At 41.5% G+C, this 24,040-nt stretch carries 18 protein-coding genes; 11 read left to right on the top strand and 7 right to left on the bottom strand.

Features of this window, described 5'->3' with window-relative positions:
- Positions 1–33: 33 nt before the first annotated feature.
- Positions 34–951: a Tim44 domain-containing protein gene (locus AC2VOY_RS02555; RefSeq protein ID WP_491832075.1), complete on the top strand. Its 918-nt coding sequence runs from the start codon at positions 34–36 to the stop codon at positions 949–951.
- Between the two features lie 146 nt (positions 952–1,097).
- Here AC2VOY_RS02555 and pta read toward each other — a convergent pair whose 3' ends face one another.
- Both pta and AC2VOY_RS02545 read right to left on the bottom strand, forming a co-directional pair.
- A complete protein-coding gene (gene pta, locus AC2VOY_RS02550) occupies positions 1,098–3,239 on the bottom strand; it encodes a phosphate acetyltransferase (RefSeq protein ID WP_491832074.1) in 2,142 nt (713 codons plus the stop codon).
- 125 nt (positions 3,240–3,364) lie between these two features.
- Positions 3,365–4,561 (bottom strand): acetate kinase, encoded by a 1,197-nt coding sequence (locus tag AC2VOY_RS02545; protein WP_491832073.1) that lies wholly within the window; start codon positions 4,559–4,561, stop codon positions 3,365–3,367.
- A gap of 394 nt (positions 4,562–4,955) precedes the next feature.
- Here AC2VOY_RS02545 and yfbV point away from each other — a divergent pair, with 394 nt between their 5' ends.
- The 3 genes from yfbV to AC2VOY_RS02530 all read left to right on the top strand — a co-directional run bounded on the left by yfbV (position 4,956) and on the right by AC2VOY_RS02530 (position 8,624).
- Entirely contained in the window at positions 4,956–5,423 is a 468-nt protein-coding gene (gene yfbV, locus AC2VOY_RS02540) for a terminus macrodomain insulation protein YfbV (protein WP_491832072.1), read from the top strand.
- A 292-nt stretch (positions 5,424–5,715) separates the two neighbouring features.
- A complete protein-coding gene (locus AC2VOY_RS02535; protein WP_491832071.1) occupies positions 5,716–7,086 on the top strand; it encodes a sensor domain-containing diguanylate cyclase in 1,371 nt (456 codons plus the stop codon).
- A 50-nt stretch (positions 7,087–7,136) separates the two neighbouring features.
- The gene (locus AC2VOY_RS02530; RefSeq protein WP_491832070.1) at positions 7,137–8,624 is read left to right on the top strand and encodes a sensor domain-containing diguanylate cyclase; all 1,488 of its coding nucleotides are present in this window, start codon (positions 7,137–7,139) and stop codon (positions 8,622–8,624) included.
- Here the strand turns inward: AC2VOY_RS02530 and dusC are convergent.
- Positions 8,621–9,571: a tRNA dihydrouridine(16) synthase DusC gene (gene dusC / locus AC2VOY_RS02525; RefSeq protein ID WP_491832069.1), complete on the bottom strand. Its 951-nt coding sequence runs from the start codon at positions 9,569–9,571 to the stop codon at positions 8,621–8,623. The two genes, AC2VOY_RS02530 and dusC, sit on opposite strands and share 4 nt — an antisense overlap.
- Positions 9,572–9,717: 146 nt before the next feature.
- On the opposite strand from dusC, the gene AC2VOY_RS02520 reads away from it, so the two are divergent.
- Entirely contained in the window at positions 9,718–10,386 is a 669-nt protein-coding gene (locus AC2VOY_RS02520) for a YecA family protein (RefSeq protein WP_491832068.1), read from the top strand.
- A 48-nt stretch (positions 10,387–10,434) separates the two neighbouring features.
- Here AC2VOY_RS02520 and dsbB read toward each other — a convergent pair whose 3' ends face one another.
- Positions 10,435–10,962, bottom strand: a complete 528-nt coding sequence (gene dsbB / locus AC2VOY_RS02515) for a disulfide bond formation protein DsbB (protein ID WP_491832067.1) — start codon at positions 10,960–10,962, stop codon at positions 10,435–10,437.
- An 89-nt stretch (positions 10,963–11,051) separates the two neighbouring features.
- Positions 11,052–12,650: a Na(+)/H(+) antiporter NhaB gene (nhaB, locus tag AC2VOY_RS02510; RefSeq protein WP_491832066.1), complete on the bottom strand. Its 1,599-nt coding sequence runs from the start codon at positions 12,648–12,650 to the stop codon at positions 11,052–11,054.
- A 512-nt stretch (positions 12,651–13,162) separates the two neighbouring features.
- Here nhaB and fadR point away from each other — a divergent pair.
- A complete protein-coding gene (gene fadR, locus AC2VOY_RS02505) occupies positions 13,163–14,002 on the top strand; it encodes a fatty acid metabolism transcriptional regulator FadR (RefSeq protein WP_491832065.1) in 840 nt (279 codons plus the stop codon).
- A 177-nt stretch (positions 14,003–14,179) separates the two neighbouring features.
- On the opposite strand, the gene metG is transcribed toward fadR, so the two are convergent.
- Entirely contained in the window at positions 14,180–16,225 is a 2,046-nt protein-coding gene (gene metG, locus AC2VOY_RS02500; RefSeq protein ID WP_491832064.1) for a methionine--tRNA ligase, read from the bottom strand.
- 347 nt (positions 16,226–16,572) lie between these two features.
- Here metG and apbC point away from each other — a divergent pair, with 347 nt between their 5' ends.
- From apbC to AC2VOY_RS02480, 4 genes are all read left to right on the top strand, one after another.
- Positions 16,573–17,655, top strand: coding sequence for an iron-sulfur cluster carrier protein ApbC (gene apbC / locus AC2VOY_RS02495; RefSeq protein ID WP_491832063.1), 1,083 nt, complete (start codon positions 16,573–16,575; stop codon positions 17,653–17,655).
- Between the two features lie 181 nt (positions 17,656–17,836).
- Entirely contained in the window at positions 17,837–18,514 is a 678-nt protein-coding gene (udk, locus tag AC2VOY_RS02490) for a uridine kinase (protein ID WP_491832062.1), read from the top strand.
- Positions 18,515–18,669: 155 nt separating this feature from the next.
- The gene (gene dcd / locus AC2VOY_RS02485; RefSeq protein WP_491832061.1) at positions 18,670–19,251 is read left to right on the top strand and encodes a dCTP deaminase; all 582 of its coding nucleotides are present in this window, start codon (positions 18,670–18,672) and stop codon (positions 19,249–19,251) included.
- Positions 19,252–19,292: 41 nt separating this feature from the next.
- Positions 19,293–22,325 carry an AsmA family protein gene (locus tag AC2VOY_RS02480; protein WP_491832060.1) on the top strand — a complete coding sequence of 1,011 codons (3,033 nt, stop codon included), beginning with the start codon at positions 19,293–19,295 and terminating at the stop codon, positions 22,323–22,325.
- A 78-nt stretch (positions 22,326–22,403) separates the two neighbouring features.
- Here the strand turns inward: AC2VOY_RS02480 and cobO are convergent, their stop codons facing one another.
- Positions 22,404–23,009 (bottom strand): cob(I)yrinic acid a,c-diamide adenosyltransferase, encoded by a 606-nt coding sequence (gene cobO, locus AC2VOY_RS02475; protein ID WP_491832987.1) that lies wholly within the window; start codon positions 23,007–23,009, stop codon positions 22,404–22,406.
- Between the two features lie 367 nt (positions 23,010–23,376).
- Here cobO and AC2VOY_RS02470 point away from each other — a divergent pair, with 367 nt between their 5' ends.
- Entirely contained in the window at positions 23,377–23,991 is a 615-nt protein-coding gene (locus tag AC2VOY_RS02470; protein ID WP_491832059.1) for a cytochrome P460 family protein, read from the top strand.
- Positions 23,992–24,040: the final 49 nt, after the last annotated feature.

The following is a 24,040-nucleotide window of genomic DNA, read 5'->3' as shown; positions in this document are numbered from 1 at the left end:
GTTGTTCATTATCTATAATAAAAAGGAAATACAATGAAGCACTTTATCGTCAGTATCATTGCCTTGCTGATGTTTAGTATTGCCACAGTACCAGTCGCGGAAGCAAAACGATTCGGTGGCGGGAAATCATTTGGTAAGAGTTTTAAAACAGCGCCAGCGCCGAAGCAAAATACTTCAAGCTTAAATCAATCCAATGCACAAAAAAATAATGCCAATAAGGCTGCAACAAATAATAGCCGTAAAGGCCTATTTGGCGGTATCTTAGGTGGCTTACTTGCTGGTGGCCTATTAGCTGCTTTCTTTGGTGGTGCGTTTGAAGGTATTCAATTTATGGATATCTTAATTTTCGGCTTATTAGGCTACCTGATTTTCCGCTTGATAAAAAATGCACGCGGTGTCAAGCCACAACCAAGGGCGAATCAAAATGCTTATCAAGGCGCAGGGCAAAACCAAAGCTTTGATGCAAATATGCAAAACTTTGAACGTCAAAGCTCAGAAAATCAAGGAACATTTGGCGCAAACACTGGCGCACAAACAGGTGGTTTTGGTGCGACAGGTCAATCAGACGTACCTTATAACTTCCCTCCAGGTTTTGACGCGCATGCGTTTGTAGAAGGCTCACGCGAGCACTATCGCACCATTCAAGGCGCATGGAACTACAATCAACTGGATACAATTCAAGAATATGTCGATGCATCGCTATTTGAAAGCCTCAAAGCAGAACGTGCGAGTCTTGAAGGTGAGCAGCACACAGAAGTAATGTACGTGGATGCAGAAATCGTACGTGGTGACTACAACCAATCCAAAGCAGAGCTAAGTCTGCAATTTAGTGGTCGTTATCGTGATTCAGCAGAAGGCGTCGAAGAAGATATCGATGAAATCTGGCACTTAGAGCGTGATTTGACGCGTGCTGATCAGCCTTGGTTGATTGTTGGTATTCAAACGAACTAATTTATTCGTCATATTTGAACCAATAACTGCGTTAACGGCGCTCATGAGCCCTAGTCTCATATTGATAACGGATAGGGCAGATACAAAAAGACCAGAGGGGATAATCCACTCTGGTCTTTTTTATGCTTAAAGCTTAGGGCTTACAATTAAGCTTTTGCTTTATCCGCTTGGTCTGCTTGGATAGCAGTTAGTGCGATAGTGTAAACAATATCGTCAACCAATGCACCGCGAGACAAGTCATTTACCGGCTTACGCATGCCTTGAAGCATTGGACCGATAGAAACAAGGTCAGCAGAACGCTGTACAGCTTTGTAAGTTGTGTTACCAGTGTTTAGGTCTGGGAATACAAATACAGTTGCTTTACCTGCTACAGGCGAGTTAGGCGCTTTAGAAGCAGCAACGTTTTCCATGATAGCGGCATCATATTGAAGCGGGCCATCGATCACAAGATCAGGGCGTTTTTGCTTCGCAATTTCAGTTGCTTCACGCACTTTATCAACGTCCGCACCTTTACCAGATGTACCTGTCGAGTAAGAGATCATCGCAACGCGTGGGTCAATACCAAATGCTTTTGCAGAATCTGCAGATTGGATAGCAATCTCAGCAAGTTGTTCTGCGTTTGGATCTGGGTTGATTGCACAGTCACCGTAAACCAATACTTGATCAGGCAGTAGCATGAAGAAGATTGACGATACGATAGATGCATCAGGTGCAGTTTTGATGATTTGGAACGGTGGAACGATAGTGTTTGCTGTGGTGTGAACCGCGCCAGAAACTAGACCATCTACTTCATCACGCTCAAGCATCATAGTGCCAAGGAAAACAGAGTCTTCTAGTTTTTCTTGTGCCACAACTTCAGTCATGCCTTTTGCTTTACGTAGTTCAACGAGGCGATCAACATAGTTGTTACGAACTGCGTCAGAATCAATGATTTCAACGCCAGCGCCTAAAGTTACGCCTTGTTGGGCTGCAACACGTTTGATTTCTTCAGGGTTACCTAAAAGCACACAAGTCGCGATACCACGCTCCGCACAGATAGCCGCAGCTTTTACTGTACGTGGCTCTTCACCTTCAGGAAGAACGATACGTTTTGCTGCGCGACGTGCAAATTCTGTTAATTGATAACGGAATGCTGGTGGGCTTAGACGACGGATGCCTTCAGTACCTTCAGATAGTGAGTCAATCCAAGGACCATCAATGTGGCTTGCAACGTGATCGTTAATAAACTCGATACGCTCTTTATCGTCAGCCGGTACTTCAAGGCTAAAGCTTTGTAGGTTTAGCGACGTCTGCCAAGTGTTACCTTGTGCTTTGAAGATAGGAAGACCAGAATCAAATGCAGGCTTACATAGCTCATAAATTGATTCAGGAATGTCATAACCACCTGTTAACAATAGACCACTTACGTCTACACCATTCATTGAAGCAAGCGCTGCAGCAACGATAACGTCTGGACGGTCCGCTGAAGTCACAAGAAGTGAACCTGGGCGGAAGTGCTCAATCATGTTTGGTAGTGAACGTGCACAGAAAGTAATGCTCTTCACGCGGCGCGTGTGGATTTCACCTTCGTTGATGATTTCAGCATTTAAGTGCTTCGCCATATCGCTAGTGCGAGTTGCAATCAGCTCAATGTTCCAAGGCACACAACCTAGCACGCGAATTGGGCTAGAGTTGAAGATTTCCATGGTTTCAATGTTGCCAGCTTTGTTGTTTTCAAAAACTTCTGACAAATCAGGACGTGTACGACCTGCATCATCAACTGGTGCATTAAGCTTGTTGATGATAACGCCAGAGATGTTTTTGTTTTTCATGCCGCCAAAGTTAGAACATGCAACTTCGATACGCTCTTTAAGTTGCGCTGCGTTTAGGCTACCTGGGGTTGCCACGAACACAATTTCTGCGCCAAGTGTGCTTGCGATTTCCGCATTCACTTGGTTTGCAAATGGGTGCTTACGCGTTGGTACTAGACCTTCAATTAGCGTAACTTCAGCAGTGTTCACTTGGTTGAAACGCTCAACGATTTGCTCAAGTAGCACGTCCATTTTCTCAGAGCTGATTAAGTGCTCAGCTTCTGACATAGGTGTTGGCTCAGCAACAAGTAGATCGCTGCTAGCTTTGATGATGCTAGAAGTTAGATCTGGTTGATCACCACCGTGACGCGGCTGTGCGATAGGTTTGAAAAATGAAACATTAACACCTTTACGCTCCATAGCGCGTAGCACACCTAAGCTCACGCTAGTTAAACCAACGCCAGAGCTAATAGGGATAAGCATAATTGTACGAGACATGAATTAATTCCCTTGAAATATTGAAAGGAAGCCAAAGAAAGCTATCCACAAATGCATGGTTCAAATGTGAAGGATATGGCTTAGAAAAAACTCAGGCTAACACTTGTGCTAGCCTGAGGTAGAAATTAAAGACCAGCTAGACGCGCTGTATCTTCAGCAATCACTAACTCTTCGTTAGTTGAGATAACCATTGCTGGAACACGGCTGCTGTCAGTTGTGATCACACCTTCGCCGCCGAAACGAGCGTCAAGGTTTTTCGCGCTATCAACTTCAACACCTAAAATCGCAAGACGTTTTAGAACTTCTTCACGGATTGGCGCAGAGTTTTCACCGATACCACCTGTGAACACGATGCCGTCAAGACGACCGTCAAGGTTTGCAGTGTAGCTTGCAACATATTTAGCAAGACGGTGACAGAAAACGTCCATTGCACGTTTTGCTTCAGGCTTGTCTTGGTAGTTGTCTTCAACATAACGGCAATCAGAAGTGACTTGAGTAAGACCTTGTAGGCCAGACTCTTTAGTTAGCATAGTGTTGATTTGATCAACAGAATAACCAAGCACGTCGTGTAGGTGGAAGATGATCGCAGGATCGATATCACCACAACGCGTACCCATTACAAGACCTTCAAGCGGCGTTAGACCCATTGACGTATCAACAGATTTACCATCTTTAATCGCACAAACAGATGCACCGTTACCTAAGTGACAGTTGATGATGTTTAGCTCAGATGCAGGTTTACCTAGACGCTCAGCCGCAACACGTGCGATGAATAGGTGAGATGTACCGTGCATGCCGTAACGACGGATCGCGTGATCTTTGTATAGGTTGTATGGAAGAGCATATAGGTATGCTTCTTCAGGCATAGTTTGGTGATATGCCGTATCGAATACAGCAACGTTTTTCAGACCTGGGAAAGCTAGTTTCGCAGCTTCGATCCCTGCAATAGCTGCTGGGTTGTGAAGTGGTGCAAGCGTGATGCAATCTTTGATGCCTTGTTCTACTGCTTCAGTGATAAGTGCTGATTCAGTGAAGTGCTCGCCACCATGAACAACACGGTGACCGATAGCGCCAAGACCTTCTGCAAGTTCTGGCTTAGAAGCAAGGATAGTCTCAACGATAAATTTTAAAGCTTCAGCGTGGGCAGCGCCTTCACCTAATTGTGCTTCGTGCTTACCGTCAAGTTTCCATTTAATACGTGCTTCAGGAAGACCTAAACACTCTGAAAGACCTGTTAGAAGCTCATCGCCAGACTGTGCGTCAACGATGGCAAATTTAAGAGAAGAACTACCGCAGTTTAAAACTAAAACTAGCTTTGACATGTGTGAATACCTGTATTCGCTAAAAATATTGTAATGAAATAAAACAGTTTAAAAGATAGTCTAAATCAGTAGCATATGTTGGTTGACAAGGCTAACTGCTATCAATTTTGTGTTTTTGACTCTATTCTTTATATAACAAAGCATGTTAATTTAGACATAGCTTGTTATAGCAGAGCTTATTGTTTGACCTCATGCGCATCATCTGATGCAATAGACCCTGAGTGATTTGGGGTTTACACAAGCTCAATCATGCTAAGAATAACGAGATTTGCATAATATAACAAAAAAAATTGACAACAACCTTATATCTAATCAATTTTTTACCTGTTTTTTTTATAGTTTCTACTTTTTGTTGAATTTTTAGCTTTCTGAATGTTTTAGAAAGGAGGCCAATATGAGCCAAGTTAGTTTTGTTTCACGTTTTCGCTCTGGGCAAACCTATATGAAAGAGTGGCCAATGCGTAAAGAACTTGCGCCTATGTTTCCTGAAGTTCGAGTGATTAAGGCCACAGGGTTTGGTATTAAATACATGCCTGCTGTTGCCGTGGTCAGTCTTGCACTTCAAATTTCATTTTACGGCCAAGCTGCTTTTCAAGAAATTACTGCACTTGCACCTGCGATTATGGTGGCACTTTTTGCATTGAGTATGCCTTTGCAAGGCTTGTGGTGGCTCGGCACTCGTGCGAGCACAGAATTAACGCCAGGTTTAGTGGCTTGGTATCATGAGTTATATGAAAAAATTGCTCAAACAGGCCAAGCGCAGGAGCCTGCGCCAAGTAAACTTACCTACCTTGATCTAGCATATTTGTTAAAACGCGCATTCAAGCAGTTAGATCGCCATGACTTTGAGCGTTGGTTCTAAATATTTAATGTTAAACTTTCAATTATTTAACATATAAGTAAAAGGGTTTTGTTATTTTGAATCCAATAAATTATGATAAGATAGACATCATTAGTTGTCTTTATTTAATTACCTAATGGATTGATAGTGCGCTGAAAAGCGGCAGAACCCTTAACCAATGGAGCGAACCAATTTCATGCAAATGTTGCGTAAATTATCCACGAAACTAATTATTTTCGTTCCATTATTATTCTCGTTAATCTTTATCTTTATTTCTTTTTTTCAGTATTATCAACAACTGGAAAGAGATACCATGCAAGAATACGATCGTATTGAATCTGCGCTTGATCGTACCGCAAAGATTTTAGCCGCAGTGACCTATACTATTTCAACTGACTACCTTGCCCCAGAGTCAATAGAAGCCAACTCACAAGTTGAACATCAAATTAGCCAATCAAATGGAATGTGTTGGTTCACGCCTGTACTCAATACACAAAAGCCGCAAGATATGCCTGATGGATTACTTGTATCCACTGTGGATGAACAAGATATAGATTATCAAGTCGTTGCTATGAAAAATGACTGTCAACCTGGTAGCCATGTTTATCAAAAAATTCTCGATAAGATTATCCTTGCTCCTATATTTCCAAAATTGAATGAGGTCGACCCTTTTCCTACAGGCTTATTTTTTGTCTCTAAATTTGATTATGCGCTCATATCGCCTAAGAATTTAGGTGTGCAATTAAGAGCCAAAGATTTTGACGTTATCAAGACGCGTGATTTTTGGAAACGAGCGGAAGAAGGGGAGCGTAAAATTTTATTCTATGGCCCTTATACCGACACGGTTACAGGAAATCCTGTGGTCACTTTTTCCGTGGGGCTATTTAACAATAATCAGTTTTTAGGCGTCAGCTTTGTTGATATTCAATTAAATGAAATGCTTAAAGGCAAAACGGACGCTTGGCCGTATATTGATTTGGTTAACCTGACTCGAGAGCCGCTTGATCAAGACGCTCGTTTTGTGAAAAAAATAATGATCCCTGGAATGGATATCGATCAGGTATTGGTGAGCCGCTTAAATGTTAAAAATGCAGCTTACGCTTACGCTAAAAACTATCAAGACATCTTAATTTTTGGTCTGGGCTTATGGATAATCGGTAGTATCCTACTTTTCTTGGTCAAAGCCTGGCTAGATAAACGCCACTTTGTCGAATTATCCATGCGCGATCCTATGACTGGGCTTTTAAATCGTCGAGGCTTAAGTGCCCATTATGAAGAGCGCCAAGCATTGAAATATGAAGGTGTGGCGATTTTTGATATTGACGATTTTAAACAAATCAATGATACCTATGGGCATGACATTGGCGATGAAGCGATTTGTTATGTGGCAATGAAACTAGATAAGAACACGCGTCAGACTGATATAGTGGCACGTTTTGGCGGTGAGGAGTTTGTGGTTTATATTACAGCCAAAACCTCGGAGCAAATCTTACAAGCAGTGAAGCGCATGCAAGAGCGAATTGGTGAGCATTCAACTCAAGTACGGGACTTAAACTTTACTATTTCTTGTGGCTTATCTATCCATTTATCCTCGGATCGAACCAATTTGGATCAAATGGTTAAAGAAGCAGACCTAAAGCTTTATGAAGCAAAAAATAATGGCAAGAATCAAGTCGCTGTTTGACCTATAACTAAGGATAGTTGCAGCCGGTAGGCCGTGGAGTACAATAAAAAATGCAAGAACATCAAACCAAGACAATTACTTATCGGCTGCTTTGGCTTCCGACATTGATCGCGCTAAGTGTCCTTGGCATGATTATCTATCAATATTCTGTCGATTTTAATGACAGGCTGGAACAAGAGTATCAAAAGGCTGAAAGTGCGATTTTACGTACAGCCAAGGTGCTAGACGTTTTAAACTTCACGATAGCGACCAATTTTCAAAAAGATAATCAAAATAACTCTTTATACAATAATCATAAAATTAATATTGGCGATGATATGTGCCAAATCGTGCCGATCAATGAAGCCAGAAACAATGCACTATTTGATGTCAGTACGAATTTGCGCGCAGACTACATCGCTGTGGCCAAACCAGATTTTTGTAGCGAAAGAAACCAAGCCTATCAAAAATTATTAGAAAAGCTGACACTTGCGCCTATGTTGTCGTTTTTAAATAGTTTAGATCCTTTTTCTACTGGGATGTATTTTGTCTCAACCGATAGCTTTGCCTTAGTTTCACCTAAGGTGCTTGGGCAGAAATTAACAATAGATAAACTCGATGAGATCAAAGAGCGTCACTATTGGAAAGTTGCTGAGCAGGGTGCGCGTGAAATGCGAATTGAAGGCCCAAATGTCGATGTAGTAACAGGTTTACAAATTCTAACTGTCTCTGTTCCTGTTTATAATAAAGATAAAATGATCGGCCTGAACTTGATTGATATTGTATTAGATGAACTCATTGATCCGCTAGAAGGGTATAAAACACGTAATATATATATTGGCGATCCTGATAAAGGTTTAGATTTTCCAAATCCATATCAAGTTCGTAAGTTAAACCTTGGAAACATTGTTTCTAACCAAGTGATTTATATTAATTGGTCATTTAAAGATCAGTTTATCCGCTTTATAAAGTCGGAAAGTACGCTTCTGATTGCTTTAATCGTCTTGTATCTGATTTCTTCGATGAGTCTTATATATTGGCAGTTTTATAATCAAAGGGACCAATATAGCCGCCTTTCTGCGCAAGATGTAATGACAGGACTACTTAACCGCCGCGGCTTTGAAACCGCCTATGATCAGCAAGCGAAACTTAGTTATCAGGCACTTGGAAGTTTTGATATCGATGACTTTAAGTCAATCAATGATACTTTTGGGCATGATGTTGGGGATGAAGTGATTGTGTTCGTTGCTGATGTGATGGCTAAACTCTCGCACTCACGCGATCTTGTCGCGCGCTTTGGTGGTGAAGAGTTTGTTATCTATGCCACTTCAGATGACAAGCAAGAGTTGATTGAGTTGTTTGAGAAGGTGCGTCAAGTGATAGAAACCGATGCCAACCTTGTGCTTGAAAGAGGTTTTACCGTTTCTTGTGGTCTGTGCATCAGTAAGCCAGCAGAACATGTCACACTGGCTGAGCAAATTAAAGCCTCAGATGTGAAGCTTTATGATGCGAAGCAACAAGGGAAAAACCAAGTTCAAATTAATGATTTAACCCTTTAAAGGTTCTGATTATTTTTTAGGCCTTGAATATATTCGACAATTGGCTCTGCTTGTTGAAACTTGCGAATGTTACGAAATAGATCATCCGCTTGTGCATAAGCTTTACGTAGATAAGCGAGCCATTGTTTAATTCGGTTTGGATAATACAAGCCCTTATCACCTTGAATTTCAAAGCTAGAATAAGCAAGCATAAGATCTAGTACCTCATCCCAAGGCATAGCTTGATGGTTGTATTTCACGATATTACCTAAGTTTGGCACATTAAATGCGCCGCGGCAGACCATGAGTGCATCAGCCTTGGTTTGGGCCAAACAGTCTTGCCCATCTTGATAGTTCCAAATCTCACCATTTGCAATCACAGGAATTGACGATTTCTGTTTGATTTGTTCTATATATTCCCATTTTATTTCTTCAGCTTTATAGCCGCCTGCTTTGGTGCGTCCATGAACCGTGATTTCATCTGCGCCACCTTGGCAAACGGCATCTAAAATCTCAAAGCAATCATTTGGGTCTTCCCAGCCTAAGCGAATTTTAGCGCTTAGAGGTACATCTTTAGGTAAAGCTTTGCGGCAGGATGAGATGATTTTTTCAATTTGCTCTGGGTGTTGAAGCAGGGCTGCCCCGCCACGACTACGGTTGACCAACTTGGCAGGGCAACCAAAGTTTAGATCTAAGCCTTTGCTACCCATTTCAACTGCGCGCACAGCATTTTCTGCCATCCAATTTGGATCTTGTCCGAGTAATTGCAAGCGCACAGGTACGCCTGATTTGGTTTGGCTATTGGTTTCAAGCTCAGGGCACAAACGGGTAAAAACGTGTTCAGGCAAGAGGCGATCAGTCACGCGAACAAATTCAGTGACACACATATCATAATCATTGATATCGGTGAGTAGCTCACGCATTAGGTGATCAAGCACACCTTCCATCGGGCCTAAAATGACACGCATGATGTTTCTCCAAAAGCAAGGTAAGGGGTAAGAGGGCAATTAGGGGCGAGATTGTACCGAACTTACACCAGATCCACAAAATTTTTCTGGTATAACTTAAAAGCTCTTGTTTATAATAAAAATACTATTCGAAAAGAGTGTTTGTTATGTATAAATTGATTGATGATTCCGCTTTTTCTTCGCTAAATTTAGCGCAAGGACATATATTGCATGGGCACAGTCTCAATGCTGCGTTTATAGAAGGTGCGATTCTGGCAGTGAATTTGAGTCCAAGGCCGATTGATCTCGATATTTGTTTGCAAGCACTCATTGGTAAAGATATTCAAAGTATGGGCTTAAGCCTTGAGGATCTGGCAGCGCGCAAAGCGAGTTTGATCACTCAGTTCGAGTCTCAGTATCAAGTATTGATGCGTAATGAATATCAAGTACTGGATTATTTTTCCAATGACGGCGAGCTAAAAGACTGGGCTTATGGTTTTTTAAATTTATGGCAAATCGTTGAAGAGAAATGGCAATCGATCCAAGAAATCAATGATGGCACCTTGCGTATGTTACAAGCATTGGTAACGACTTTAATGCTTGCGATTGATGAAAACTCAACGCAGCAGCAAATGCGCGAAGCAGGTATTGACCACCCACCGGCTTTTCAACACATGAAGCCTCAATTACCGATTATGATTAATGAAGTTGCAATGGCTGCAGATACCTTAATGCTTGGGCATCGTAGCCAAAGTATTAACCCATATAAATCTGTCGGTAGAAATGACCCTTGCCCGTGTGGTAGCGGCAAGAAGTTTAAGCAGTGCTGTGGCTAACCCCAACTTAAACTTCATAGGTTTATTTCTTCTTGGGTAAAAGAGCGCTTAGTTTTGCGCTTTTTTGCCTAAAAGTTGACTTAAAACGACACATCCGCACACCACCAGACTGACTGCAAAAATGACAATCAGCCATTGCGGCATAGACAAGCCTAAAAACTGCCATACAACTTTTGAGCATTCACCAGTTGGATGGAACATCCACGGAAACCATTGATCAAGCGGTGCCCAGCTTGGAAAATTAGGGAAAATCGCACACTGCTTAAATGGTGAAGGGTTAAATTGGTAATCTGCATGCTCAATTGCAAGCATCATGCCTTGATAACTAGCCAATCCCCACACCCCAAGTCCTGCCACACGAGTGACTATATTTTTTGGAGAGAGCATTCCAATAAGCCCAGCAACAATTAATCCAAACATGGCGACGCGCTCATAAACGCACATCACGCAAGGGTCAAGTTTCATCACGTGTTGAAAAAAGAGGGCACATAATTCAAAGCTAAGCCCTGCTAGAGCCAATAAGCCCCATGCTAAACGATTGATTGAAGCACGATAAAGTTGCTGAATTAGTTTCACAATTATTTCCATCAAAATAAATAAGTTATAAAAATGCCACACCTGAGTCAACAAATGTGGCAATAAATCATAGATTAAAAAATCTTAATTTAGTGACTGGCGGGAGCCATCAGGTTCATAATGTTGCTTGCACTCTCGGTGTCAGGCGCAGTGATCCAGTGTAAATGAACAAAATACTCAGTGACAGGTTCAACTAAATAGCTAATGCAGAATAGACCAACCAGAGCCAACACAATCGTATATGGCAGGGCCATCCATACCATACGGCCATAAGACAGGCGAATTAGCGGCGCGAGTGCTGAGGTTAATAAGAATAAGAATGCGGCTTGACCGTTTGGCGTTGCAACCGATGGTAAGTTTGTTCCTGTGTTGATAGCGACAGCGAGCAGGTCAAATTGCTCACGTGAAATAGCCCCTTCAAGTAGCGCCGCTTTGACTTCGTTAATATATACAGTGCCGACAAACACATTATCAGAAACCATAGATAATAAACCATTGGCGATATAGAACATGCTCATCTGTTGTGAGCCTTCAAGCTCAAGCACAGACTCGATCACAGGCTTAAATAAGCCTAAATCAATAATTACTGCCACAATCGAGAAGAATACAGATAACAGTGCTGTAAAAGGCAGTGCTTCTTCAAAAGCTTTACCCAGAGCATGTTCTTCTGTGATCCCGCACAACGAGGTCGCAAAGATAATCACTGAAAGACCGATAAGACCAACTGCTGCAAGGTGCAGTGCAAGACCAAGAATCAACCAAACCCCAATCACAGCCTGAACGATTAATTTAGCTACGTCTTGCTTCGTACGCTCTTCTTCTTCCTCTTTAGCATAATTATCTAAAATCTGGCGTACAGAATTTGGCAGCTTTGCGCCATAGCCAAACCAGTTAAATTTCTCGACTAAAATACAAGTGATAATCCCACAGATAAAAGTTGGTAGCGTTACAGGAAGCATACGTAAAATAAATTCACCAAACTCCCAGCCCGCTTGATCAGCAATAATCAAGTTTTGCGGCTCACCAACCATAGTCATTACGCCGCCAAGCGCCGTACCTACGCCAGCATGCATTAATAGCGAGCGTAAAAATGCGCGATAGTCTTCTAGGTCACTACGCGTTAACTCAGGAATATCATCATCAGTGGTATGATCATGTGCATTACCGCCACCTTCAGATGCGACGCGGTGATAAATGGCATAAAAACCAACTGCAACACTGATGATCACGGCAATCACAGTTAAGGCATCTAAAAATGCAGACAGGAATGCAGCGGCGCAGCAAAAGGCGAGTGAAAGAAGGATTTTAGAGCGAATGCCGAGAAGAATTTTGGTAAAGATAAAGAGTAACAACTGCTTCATGAAATAAATGCCAGCGACCATAAAGATCAAAAGTAGCAGTACTTCAATATTGGCGACAAGTTCATGCTTGACTTGATCTGGGCTAGTCATACCAATTGCAATCGCTTCAATCGCAAGTAGACCACCGGGTTGTAAAGGGTAACACTTTAAAGCCATTGCAAGCGTAAATATGAACTCAGCAACTAGCAACCAACCTGCGGTAAATTCATCAATCGCAAAAAAGACGATTGGGTTGATGATCAAGAAAGAAATAATAGCGACTTTATACCAGTCTGGCGCCTTGCCAAGAAAGTTTTTTATAAATGCACTTCCTAGTGTTGTTGTCATGTTTGAACCCTTTAAAAAATATAAAAAACCATAACAGCTTGTCGTTATGATCGCTTAAGGCGGTTTCATCCAATGGATGATTTTATTTTATAATATGTAAATAATTGCCTTAAATTGTAAGAAAATGACTTTTTTGTAACTAAATTATCTCACTCTGGGTGTATATATTCTTGCATAAAATCAAAGAACTACTCAAATACTTTGAAAAATCAATTTGCATTTTTGATACTCTATAAGCTAGCAGCATCCGTCAAGTCTAATCCTTGAAAAACGAAAGTCTTGTGAATCTTTTGTGAGTGATGTTGGATAATTAATTTCCACTTCAAATTAAGCGAAGTGCATTTCTAAGAAGAGGCATTTGTCGATCAAAACTTGGGTGATTTCTCATCTAGTGGTATGATGAGTTGATTAATATCTCAACACCCAGCACACAAAAACCAATATGGCACAGTTTTTACGCACATCTTGATGCACTGATGTCGATAAATTATGGGTTTAAAATAAGGTCACACATGGTTATTAAGGCAAAAAGCCCTGCAAGTTTTGCAGAAAAATATATTATCGAAAGTATCTGGAAAGGGCGTTTCCCTCCTGGCTCGATTCTTCCTGCTGAGCGCGAATTATCTGAATTAATTGGTGTTACTCGAACAACGTTGCGTGAAGTTCTGCAGCGTCTAGCACGTGATGGTTGGCTGACGATTCAACATGGTAAGCCAACGAAAGTAAACAAGTTTATGGAAACTTCAAGCTTACATATACTCGATACTTTAATGACACTTGATACCGAAAATGCGACCAGTATCGTCGAAGACTTGCTGGCGGCGCGTACGAGCATCAGTCCTATCTTTATGCGTTATGCGCTAAAAGGTAACCCTGAGGCAAGTATTAAGACGATTAAAAACGTGATTGATTCGTGTGAGTTGCTGTTGGCCCAAGAAAGCTATGATCAATTCCTTACGGTTTCACCTTATGCGGATAAAATTAAACAGTCGATCAAAGATGAAACATCAAGTGATACGGCGACCCGTCAAGCGGTGATGATTGCACGTACGTTTAACTTTTATGACTATATGTTGTTCCAACGTTTAGCCTTCCATTCTGGCAATCAGGTTTACGGGTTAATTTTTAACGGCATTAAGAAACTTTATGACAGAGTTGGAAGTTTTTATTTCTCAAATCCTCACTCGCGCGCATTGGCATTAAATTTCTATCGCCAATTGCTTGAAACTTGTGAGTCGGGTGATGTGGAAGATTTACCAAAAATTATCCGTCAATATGGCTTTGAATCTGGTCAGATTTGGAATGAAATGAAGCTGAATTTGCCGAGTGATTTTACCGAAGATGACAGCTAATATTTGAATTAACCTATTCGTATAAAAATAAAAAAGAGTTTGTAGGAAATTTCCCACAAACTCTTTTTTATTGTATTTTTTGGATTTTTCGTAGTTCGAAATATTATGCAAAAAAACAAAATATTTGGCATGACAGCTTAAGCGCAGTTAACACTGCTGCCGTGCCAAATATGACGCTTACATGACGCGCATGCCTGGTTGTGCACCTTCGTGAGGCTCTAATATCCAAAGATCTTTACCACCAGGGCCTGCTGCTAAAATCATGCCTTCAGACATACCAAACTTCATCTTACGCGGTTTAAGGTTTGCCACGACAACGGTTAGCTTGCCAACAAGATCTTCAGCATTGTACGCCGCTTTGATCCCAGAGAAGACTTGGCGCATTTCACCATTGCCAATATCAAGTTGGAATTTAAGCAGTTTATTTGCTTTTGGCACTTCTTCACACGACACAATCTTAGCTATGCGCATGTCAACTTTGGCAAAGTCATCGAACTCAATTTCATCTGCGATAGGCTCAAAATCAGCTTCGCTTGCTGCAGGTGCTTGGTTAGATTTAGCTTCCGCCTCGGCTTCTTGTTTTGATGATTCGATCATCGCTTCCACATGCTTGCCATCGATACGGCTAAACAAGGCTTTAAACTTAGTGATTTCATGCGCCACAAGTGGTGCTTTGATGCCTTCCCAAGTAAGCGTTTCATTTAAGAAAGCTTCTGTACGCGCAGCAAGCTCAGGCATCACAGGTTTTAGATACGTCATCAAGACGCGGAAGAGGTTGATACCCATAGAGCAAATTTCTTGAAGTTCTTGCTCTTTGCCTTCTTCTTTGGCTAAAACCCAAGGTGCTTTTTCATCAACATATTGGTTTGCTTTGTCTGCAAGCGCTGTCACTTCACGGATTGCGCGGCTAAATTCACGCGCTTCAAAGAGCTCAGCAATACGTTCACCAGCATCCACAAATTCTTGATAAAGCTCAGCTTCAACGCAATTGTCCGCTAATTTGCCTTCAAAACGTTTGCTGATAAAGCCTGCGTTACGCGAAGCAAGGTTGACAATCTTATTGACCACATCGGCATTGACGCGTTGAGTGAAATCTTCAAGGTTTAAATCTAAATCATCAATACGGCTGTTTAGTTTAGCAGCGTAGTAATAACGTAGGCACTCAGGATCTAAGTGTTTGAGGTAAGTGCTTGCTTTGATAAATGTCCCTTTTGATTTAGACATTTTTGCGCCGTTTACCGTCACATAACCGTGAACGAAGACATTGTTTGGCTTACGGAAACCCGCGCCATCTAGCATGGCCGGCCAAAATAGGCTGTGGAAATAAACAATGTCTTTACCGATAAAGTGATACAACTCAGCGTCACTGTCTTGCTTCCAATAGTCATCAAAGTTTAGATCGTCACGCTTGTCACATAGGTTTTTAAATGAGCCCATGTAACCTATTGGCGCATCGAGCCACACATAGAAGAACTTGTCTTTCTCGCCTGGGATCTCAAAGCCAAAATATGGCGCATCACGTGAAATATCCCATTGCTGTAGGCCTGATTCAAACCATTCTTGCATCTTGTTAGCTGTTTCAGCTTGGAGTGAACCAGAACGCGTCCATTCTTTAAGCATGCTTTGAAATTGTGGCAAATCAAAGAAGAAATGTTGTGAATCTTTCATCACAGGGGTTGCGCCAGATACAGCAGATTTAGGGTTAATTAAATCTGTTGGGCTATAAGTTTCACCACAGTTATCGCAGTTATCACCATATTGGTCTTCTGCTTTACATTTTGGGCAAGTCCCTTTTACAAAGCGATCCGGTAGGAACATTTGCTTTTCTGGATCAAAGAGTTGCGAAATAGTGCGGCTAGTAATAAAGCCATTTTCTTTTAGGCGATTATAAATCAGCGCTGAAAGCTCACGATTTTCGTCACTATGGGTGCTGTGATAGTTATCAAAGCTAATATTAAAGCCTGCAAAATCAGTTTGGTGCTCTTTTTGAACGGCAGCGATCATTTCTTCTGGCTTGATACCAAGTTGCTGTGCTTTAAGCATAATTGGCGTGCCGTGTGCATCATCTGCACAGATAAAGTTAACAGTATTGCCTCGTAGGCGCTGATAACGAACCCAAATATCTGCTTGGATATGCTCTAGCATGTGGCCTAAGTGGATTGAGCCGTTTGCATAGGGAAGGGCACAAGTCACTAATAATTTTCTGTCTGCGGTTGCCGTCATCTTGTCTTCGCTTCTTGTTAGATTTAAAAGTTAATAGATAAATTAATATACTCAAAACCATTGGAGTTGTAGCAAGGCAACAAGATGATGAGAGCCTAGGAGCATATAAGAATATGTGACTAGGGCGAATCAGCGTCGTTAACGCAGTTGCAACTTCAAGAGTGAAGAGTATAGAAAGTTATGATATTTGGGAATAGATTCTACATCATGCTTAGCCAGTCTCCAAGATGCAAGGCGTAATTGCTTGCAGATAGACGGGCAAATGCCAATTTTTTAATGGTTATTTAAACCGATTGAACTTGCTATACTCGAACTTGTTCATTTTTAATAAATTTATAGGGGCTTTTATGTCTGAATCTGTATTGATGACGCTCGATGAGTTGCTTGAGGCGTTAAATCAATTTTCGCACCCACATTGTGTCGAAGGTTGGGCAAGCACGGACTTTATTTGGCAAAAGCAAGATCAAACTTATGTCCTTGCTTGGCCCTTTGCGAGCCAAAGTATGCTGTATGCGTTTCAAACTTGGCTCAAAGATAAGGCGTTGCCTGTTTCACTTGAAGTCAGTTTAAAAGTGAAGCCTTTAAAAACAGTGCATGGCAACCAAGTCCCCGGCGTCAAAAATATTATCGCGGTGACATCTGCGAAAGGTGGCGTCGGAAAATCAAGCACGGCGGTTAACTTAGCTTTAGCCTTATCCAAAAGCGGCGCTAAGGTTGGGATTTTAGATGCAGATATTTATGGCCCATCTGTGCCGATTATGCTGGGCACCAAAGGTCAAAGCCCACAAATTATGGATCAAAAGTGGATGCAACCTGTACCAGCACATGGCATCTATAGCCAATCAATCGGCTATTTAGTTAGCCCTGAAGATGCAACCATTTGGCGTGGTCCTATGGCGTCAAAAGCGTTAATGCAACTTGTCAATGAAACCAAATGGCCAGATTTAGACTATTTAGTCTTAGATATGCCGCCGGGCACAGGGGATATTCAATTAACCCTTGCGCAGCAAATTCCTGTCACCGGCGCTGTGGTCGTGACCACGCCACAAGACTTAGCCCTTGCCGATGCAATAAAAGGCGTAGCCATGTTTGATAAAGTCGAAGTCCCTGTGGTCGGTTTAATTGAAAACATGAGCTATCACGTATGTGAAAACTGTGGGCATCATTCACATATCTTTGGTCAAAATGGCAGTTTAGCTATGGCGCGTGAGCACGACTTAGCTGTGCTTGGTCAAGTGCCTTTAAACATGAGTGTGCGTCAAAGTATTGATGCGGGCATGCCGACCATGGCCAAAAATGCCGAGCAACTGGATGATTTAGCTGAGCAAGAAATTGCCAAATTGTATCAAGAAATGGCGGATCAAATTGCTGCGCGCATTTATTGGCAAGGTGAGGTATCCGCCGAGACCATTCTATTTACTCAAGCTTAAGCCAATTTAAGCGGCTAATTATTTAGCGTAAAGAAATAAAACATGGGTTTTGCTTAAACAATGCGCGACTAAGCAAAATTCATGTTAAGGAAATGCTAGAATCTATGTGAATAAATCTCTATAATTAAAAGGTTTAACCGCCTTCGGGTATTTTTTCCTATTTTAAGCTTGGGTGCTATACATGTCTGAATCTCAAAAGTCGTCTGCTGAATCGGTAACAAATCAACCGCATCAATGTGTCATTGTCGGTATCGCAGGTGCATCAGCCTCAGGGAAGAGCTTAATTGCAAGCACGATCTATAAAGAAATTCGTGCCAAGGTTGGAGATAGCCAAATTGGCGTGATCACAGAAGATAGATATTATCGTGATCAAAGTCACTTAAGCATGGAAGAGCGCGTCAAGACCAATTATGACCATCCGAATGCGCTTGATCATGATTTATTATGTGAGCACTTACAAATGCTTATCAATGGTCAAGCTGTTGAAATTCCAGAATATAGCTACACTGAGCATACACGAACAAGTAACACGAGCACAATGACGCCACGTAAAGTCATTATCCTTGAAGGGATCTTGCTATTAACTGAGCCGCGTCTGCGCGAGCTGATGAGCGCAAGCATCTTTATGGATACGCCGCTTGATATTTGCTTGATGCGTCGTATTCGCCGTGATGTTGAAGAACGTGGTCGCAGCCTTGAATCTGTGATGACGCAATATCAAAAAACAGTGCGTCCTATGTTCCTACAGTTTATTGAACCTTCTAAACAACATGCGGACATTATCGTCCCTCGTGGTGGTAAAAACCGTATCGCCATCGATGTACTTAAAGCGCACATCGCGCGGCTATTAAAAGCTTAAGAGCACAAACTTCACGCCTGACTTAATTGTTGGGCGTTTTTTTATCTAAAACTTAACGTATCTCGCTTTTAAATATAGATGAGCTTCTATAATATCAAGCCAAGCAAATCTTTTTAAAAACAATCAATTTAAACGACAATATGGAGATAAATATCGTGCGATTATGTGATAGCGATATTAAAAAATACTTAGCCGAAGACAAAATTAAAATCAACCCAATGCCAAGTGAAGATAGCATTAGCGGTTTGACGGTTGATGTGCGTCTTGGACATAAGTTTCGTGTCTTTACCGATCACAGCGCACCTTATATCGACCTTTCTGGTAAAAAAGAAGATGTCGCGGCGCAACTTGAAAAAGTCATGAGTGATGAAATCTACATTGCTGAAGATGAAGCTTTCTACTTACACCCAGGACAACTTGCGCTTGCGGTGACGTATGAATCTGTTGATTTGCCAGCAAATATTGTTGGCTGGCTCGATGGCCGCTCATCACTCGCGCGTTTAGGCTTAATGGTACATGTCACCGCACACCGCATTGATCCGGGTTGGTCGGGATGCATTGTATTAGAGTTTTATAACTCAGGTCGCTTGCCACTTGCATTGAAGCCTTTGATGCCGATTGGCGCATTAAGCTTTGAAGTGCTTTCAGGCGATGCACAAAAGCCGTACAACAAGCGTGATAATGCCAAATATAAAAACCAACAGGGCGCCGTAGCAAGTCGTATTAATCAAGACTAATTGCAACCCACCGTGTGGATTTAAACTTAGGGATTTTATATATGAAGAAGTTTCTAATTGCTTTGCTTGCAGTCCCCATTTTGATATTCGGGATTGGAGCTGTGGCATTAAAATTTTGGGTTAACCCAAATCAATTTAAACCTTTAATTATTGAACAGGCTAAAGCGCAAGCAGGGCTAGATTTGGTGATTGAAGGGGATTTAAATTGGCAGTTTTTGCCTAAACTTGGCATAGAAGTCGGTTCAGCTAAGCTATTAAATCCACAAGGCTTTGATCAAGAAAACATGCTTTCCATCGAGCATGCAGCGCTTAGCCTTGACATCATGCCTTTACTCTCAAAAAAATTAAATATTTCAAACCTTGCGCTTGATGATGCAAATATTTATTGGCAAGTCAAAGCCGATGGCAGCTCAAATATTGATCCAGCGCTTGAAACTTTGGGCTTAAAACAGAAAAGCACTGACACGAGCGTGAGTTCAAATGACTCAACTTCTAGCGCCGAACAAGCATCAACGCAAGTTATGGCGCAAAGTGGTGTCGAAGAAGTGCCTGAAGAGATGAAAGCTTGGCAGGTGAGTCTGGCTGGGGTGAATATTCAAAATGCAAATCTAACTGCAATTGATGAACCAATGGGCTTAAATTTAGGCTTTGAGGGCGTAAACCTTACGCTCGCTGATTTTGCATTTAATCAATGGTCAACGCTTAATCTAAGTGGAAAAGGTTATTATAACCAAGAAGCTTTTGAGCTTAACCTGACATCAGATCTCAATATAGATAAGGCATCTAAAAATTACTCATTTAAAGCGCTCAGCTTAAATGGCAACTTTAGCGATAAAGCGCAAGACTTGTTTGTGGATGCACTCAAGCTTGATCTTGAAAGCCTTGCGATTGCTCACGGCCAATATAGTGCGCAAAACGCTAAGCTGGTCACCACGCTACGCTCACCACAGGCGAATTTAAATGAGTTTGCACTGTCATTTGCTAAAGCTGATTTAAACAGTGTTACCGATCTTGCTGTGCGTGATTTACGCCTGACAGGTCAAGTTCATTCGCCGCAAGGTGACTTAGATCTTGAAGAAGCAAAATTCAACAGCTTAAGTTGGCAGTCACAAGATTTGGCGATAAATGAAGTTAAGGTTTCTGCAAGCGGTAAAACTTCTGATTTAAGCTTCCCACAATTGAGCTTAAGTTTGAAAGATCTTAGTGCGAATACGCAAAAACTACTCGCAAGCAGCCTATCTTTACAAGCGCAAATGCAAGCAGCAGACAAGCCTGTGTCTGATTTATCGCTTAGTCTGAGTGAACTGAGTTCGGATTATAAATCCTATACTGCGCAGAATATTCAAGGTAGTACCAACTTTGATGCGTTTGGCGTTAAGCTTGATAATGCCACGCTAGCGACACAAAAGTTCGTTGCATTCGTGAATGATATGAATCATTTAACCAAGATTGATTTAGCGAAGCTAAGCTTGAATGCTAAAGCAGCTTATCAAATACCTGAGAGTGATGCGCAAGCTGTGCAAACATACAATGTGCAAAGCTTAAAGGTTGCCATTGAGACACTTGCTGCGGGCCTTGATTTAGCAAAAGAAAAACCATTGACCTCACTCATGCTGCGGGCTGCAGATTTGGATGCAACCGGGGTAGAATCCAACCAATTTAGTGGTGATGCGAGTCTACAGCTTGAGAAAATGCTGCCAAATGAAGAAGGTCAATTAAAGCTTGTACTAAAAGGAAAGAGCGCTGCCAACGCGCATACACAAATCGACTTGACCCAAACTGGCGTGATTAGCGTGAATGAGAACTTAAATAATATTAAACTCAGTAAACTTGCGCTTAATGCAACGGCCAGTGGTCAATCTATTCCATTGTCACCGCTGACGCTTAAAGCCGCGGGTAGTCTGAATTATCAAATTCCAAAACAGCAGCTTAACCTACAGCTCAATCAACTTGCTGCCAATGAGTATGCATTTAGCGGCAATATAGGTGTGAATACGAGTAAAACTATCCCCGCCGTAAGTCTGAACTTAACGACTGCGCGTTTAAATCTTGATCAGCTGCTGAGCGAGCTGACTAAAAAAACGGCTCAGTTTGAAAGTCCAAAACAAGACTTCAGCGGTGATGCCAGCTTTAGCTTCGTCAGCTCAGCGTATGCTGCGAACACACCGGCAAATCAAGAGCCAGATTTAAGTGCGCTGAAAACCTTAGATATCAGTGGTCAATTAAAAGCTAAGCAATTGACCTATCAAAAAGTGAATTTTGCCAACCTAAATACAAGCTTTGCTGTAAACCGCGGTGTGGTGAATTTAAATAGCTTCACTGCTGGGGTCTTTAATGGCAGTTTAAGTGCATCAGGACGCTTGGATGCGCGTCAATCAACGCCGAGTTATAATATCAAAGCGGATGTGAAAAGCATTCAAATTCAACCTCTTTTGAAAACAGTAGCGGATTTTAATGATTTATCTGGGGTTGGTAATTTAAATCTTGATGCCAAAGGCTCATCTTTGATCCCTGCGCGCTTAAAAGCAAATCTGGCAGGTCATACGACCTTTAGCTTAAATAATGGTGTATTGCATGGGGTGAATATCCCATATCAGATCCGTAAGAGTTATGCTCTGCTTAAAGGTCAAACTGCGCCACAAGAGAAAAATGAAACTAAGTTTGATGCGTTGAAAGGGCGCTTTGATTTTAAATCAGGCATCGCCACAACCCAGAACTTAACCTTAACTTCTGATGGCTTAAGTGCAAAAGCACAAGGGCAAGCGAATTATGCCAAAGAAAGTTTGGATATGAATATTCAAGCGGATTTAAGCAAGTTTAAAGATTTGAAAGGCAACACGATAAAGGATCTGGACGGTGTTGCAGTGCCCATTCGTATTCATGGTCCTTGGAAATCGCCAAGCTATCAATTAGATTTAAAAGGCCTGTTGAAAACTCAGGCAGTGAAGAAGGTGACGGACAAAGCTAAGTCTAAAATTGATAAAGAAATCGAGCGTTTTACTGGTGGCGATGATGATAAATCAAAGCAGCTCAAAAATGCTGCAGATTCTTTGTTAAAAGGCTTATTTAATTAGGCTTCCAATATATCTATTAACTAAGCTAATGTGACCTAACCTCCCCTTAGCTAGGGGAGGAAGAGAGGCAAGCGTAAATTAAAAATCTATCCCTTCTCTGGCTTGCACACCATTATCAAACGCGTGTTTCACTGGGCGTATTTCAGAGACGGTATCTGCAAGTTCTGTTAATCGACGGTGCGCTGCGCGGCCTGTAATAATCACAGATTGCTCCGCAGGGCGGTTTTCTATTGCACTAATAACCTCATCAAGATCTAGATAATTAAAGGTTAACATATAAGTGATTTCATCAAGCATCACGACATCAAGGCTTGGATCACTGAGCATACGCTTGCAATCTTGCCAAACTTCTTCAGCTGCCGCTTTATCTGTTTCTTTGTTTTGAGTCTCCCATGTAAAACCAGTTTTCATTACATAAAAAGGCACATCAAAACGACTGAGTATTTTTTGCTCAGGGTTTTCCCACTGTCCTTTGATAAATTGCGCCACACCACAACGTTTGCCGTAGCCAATAGCTCGTAACAGTGTCCCAAAACCAGCTGTCGTTTTTCCTTTACCATTACCTGTGAGAACAAGGACTAAGCTTTTTTCAATTTGCGCGGTCGCAATTTGTGCATCCACATGAGATTTTAGACGTTGTTGCCTTTCTTTATGCTTATCTTGGCTCACTTCATTATTTTGCATATTTGATTCATCCATTTCATACATCCTTAAACATGGGTTAATGTTGTCTAGTTTAACTTAAAATTGAGCATAATTCTTCGCTTAGCCTAGCCTAAATTAATGTAAATAAAATGTGAAATGGATCCTTTTGGCATGTAATATTCATGTAAATAAGGAGCTATTGTTTGACATCTATCTTATTGAAAATAATATAAATTCACGTGATCTGTGTCTGATTTATTGGCACACTGTGGCTTGCTTCATGTTAAAGACATGTAATTGATGGTGATATTTGATCTCTTTATTAAACAGCACTTAGACTAAGTGTATTGCCTGATCATAAGGTTGTGGTTTGCGCAATAAAATAAATATAAAGAGGAGTGCAAGTATGCAAAAACAAGTGAAAGGCCATCTAGGCACATTATTAGCTTTGGTATTAGCTGGCGCCGGGCTTGGCTTATCAGCGAATGCCGTGGCAGATGATTTATCGGTTCCTGAGGCTTATACATTTAATGATCAAGGCGAGCTGATGCTACCTGAGGCGAAAGAATACCGTAAATGGGTGTATGTCGGCACTCCGTTAACGCCAAATGAATTGAATAATGGCAAAGCACCTTTCCCTGAGTTTCATAACGTTTATATTGAGCCGAAAGCATTTGAAGTTTATGAAAAAACAGGTAAGTTCCCAGATAATACTATTTTAATCAAAGAGTTGATTAGTGTTGGTAGCAAAGCAGCAGTAAGTGGTAAAGGCTATTTTATGGGTGAATTCATCGGCCTTGAAGCGACGATTAAAGACAAAGATAGATTTGCGAGTGAGCCTGGCAATTGGGCATATTTTAGCTTCTCTAGCCCAGATCACGACTTTAAAAAGCTAACTAAAACAGCGAAAGCTTTTGCCGCAGCGTCATGTAATGCGTGTCACGCGGCAGCGGCTCAAGATGACTTTGTCTTCACTCAATACTACCCTGTGTTGCGTGCAGCGAAAGCTAGTGAAAAATAAACTTGGTTCGGTGACGAGTTTAACAACGATACTGAAACTAATATAGTTA

The sequence above is a fragment of the Vibrio sp. KMM 9700 genome (genome assembly GCF_058545285.1).
This window is presented reverse-complemented; position numbering and strand designations above follow the sequence as displayed.

Coding starts and splice junctions, on each gene's coding strand:
- pta (WP_491832074.1), bottom strand. CDS start 3,239: ATGTCTCGTACAATTATGCTTATCCCTATTAGCTCTGGCGTTGGTTTA.
- AC2VOY_RS02480 (WP_491832060.1), top strand. CDS start 19,293: ATGAAGAAGTTTCTAATTGCTTTGCTTGCAGTCCCCATTTTGATATTC.
- dusC (WP_491832069.1), bottom strand. CDS start 9,571: ATGCGTGTCATTTTAGGCCCGATGGAAGGTGTGCTTGATCACCTAATG.
- cobO (WP_491832987.1), bottom strand. CDS start 23,009: ATGCAAAATAATGAAGTGAGCCAAGATAAGCATAAAGAAAGGCAACAA.
- yfbV (WP_491832072.1), top strand. CDS start 4,956: ATGAGCCAAGTTAGTTTTGTTTCACGTTTTCGCTCTGGGCAAACCTAT.
- AC2VOY_RS02535 (WP_491832071.1), top strand. CDS start 5,716: ATGCAAGAATACGATCGTATTGAATCTGCGCTTGATCGTACCGCAAAG.
- AC2VOY_RS02545 (WP_491832073.1), bottom strand. CDS start 4,561: ATGTCAAAGCTAGTTTTAGTTTTAAACTGCGGTAGTTCTTCTCTTAAA.
- fadR (WP_491832065.1), top strand. CDS start 13,163: ATGGTTATTAAGGCAAAAAGCCCTGCAAGTTTTGCAGAAAAATATATT.
- apbC (WP_491832063.1), top strand. CDS start 16,573: ATGTCTGAATCTGTATTGATGACGCTCGATGAGTTGCTTGAGGCGTTA.
- AC2VOY_RS02520 (WP_491832068.1), top strand. CDS start 9,718: ATGTATAAATTGATTGATGATTCCGCTTTTTCTTCGCTAAATTTAGCG.
- AC2VOY_RS02530 (WP_491832070.1), top strand. CDS start 7,137: ATGCAAGAACATCAAACCAAGACAATTACTTATCGGCTGCTTTGGCTT.
- AC2VOY_RS02555 (WP_491832075.1), top strand. CDS start 34: ATGAAGCACTTTATCGTCAGTATCATTGCCTTGCTGATGTTTAGTATT.
- metG (WP_491832064.1), bottom strand. CDS start 16,225: ATGACGGCAACCGCAGACAGAAAATTATTAGTGACTTGTGCCCTTCCC.
- udk (WP_491832062.1), top strand. CDS start 17,837: ATGTCTGAATCTCAAAAGTCGTCTGCTGAATCGGTAACAAATCAACCG.
- AC2VOY_RS02470 (WP_491832059.1), top strand. CDS start 23,377: ATGCAAAAACAAGTGAAAGGCCATCTAGGCACATTATTAGCTTTGGTA.
- nhaB (WP_491832066.1), bottom strand. CDS start 12,650: ATGACAACAACACTAGGAAGTGCATTTATAAAAAACTTTCTTGGCAAG.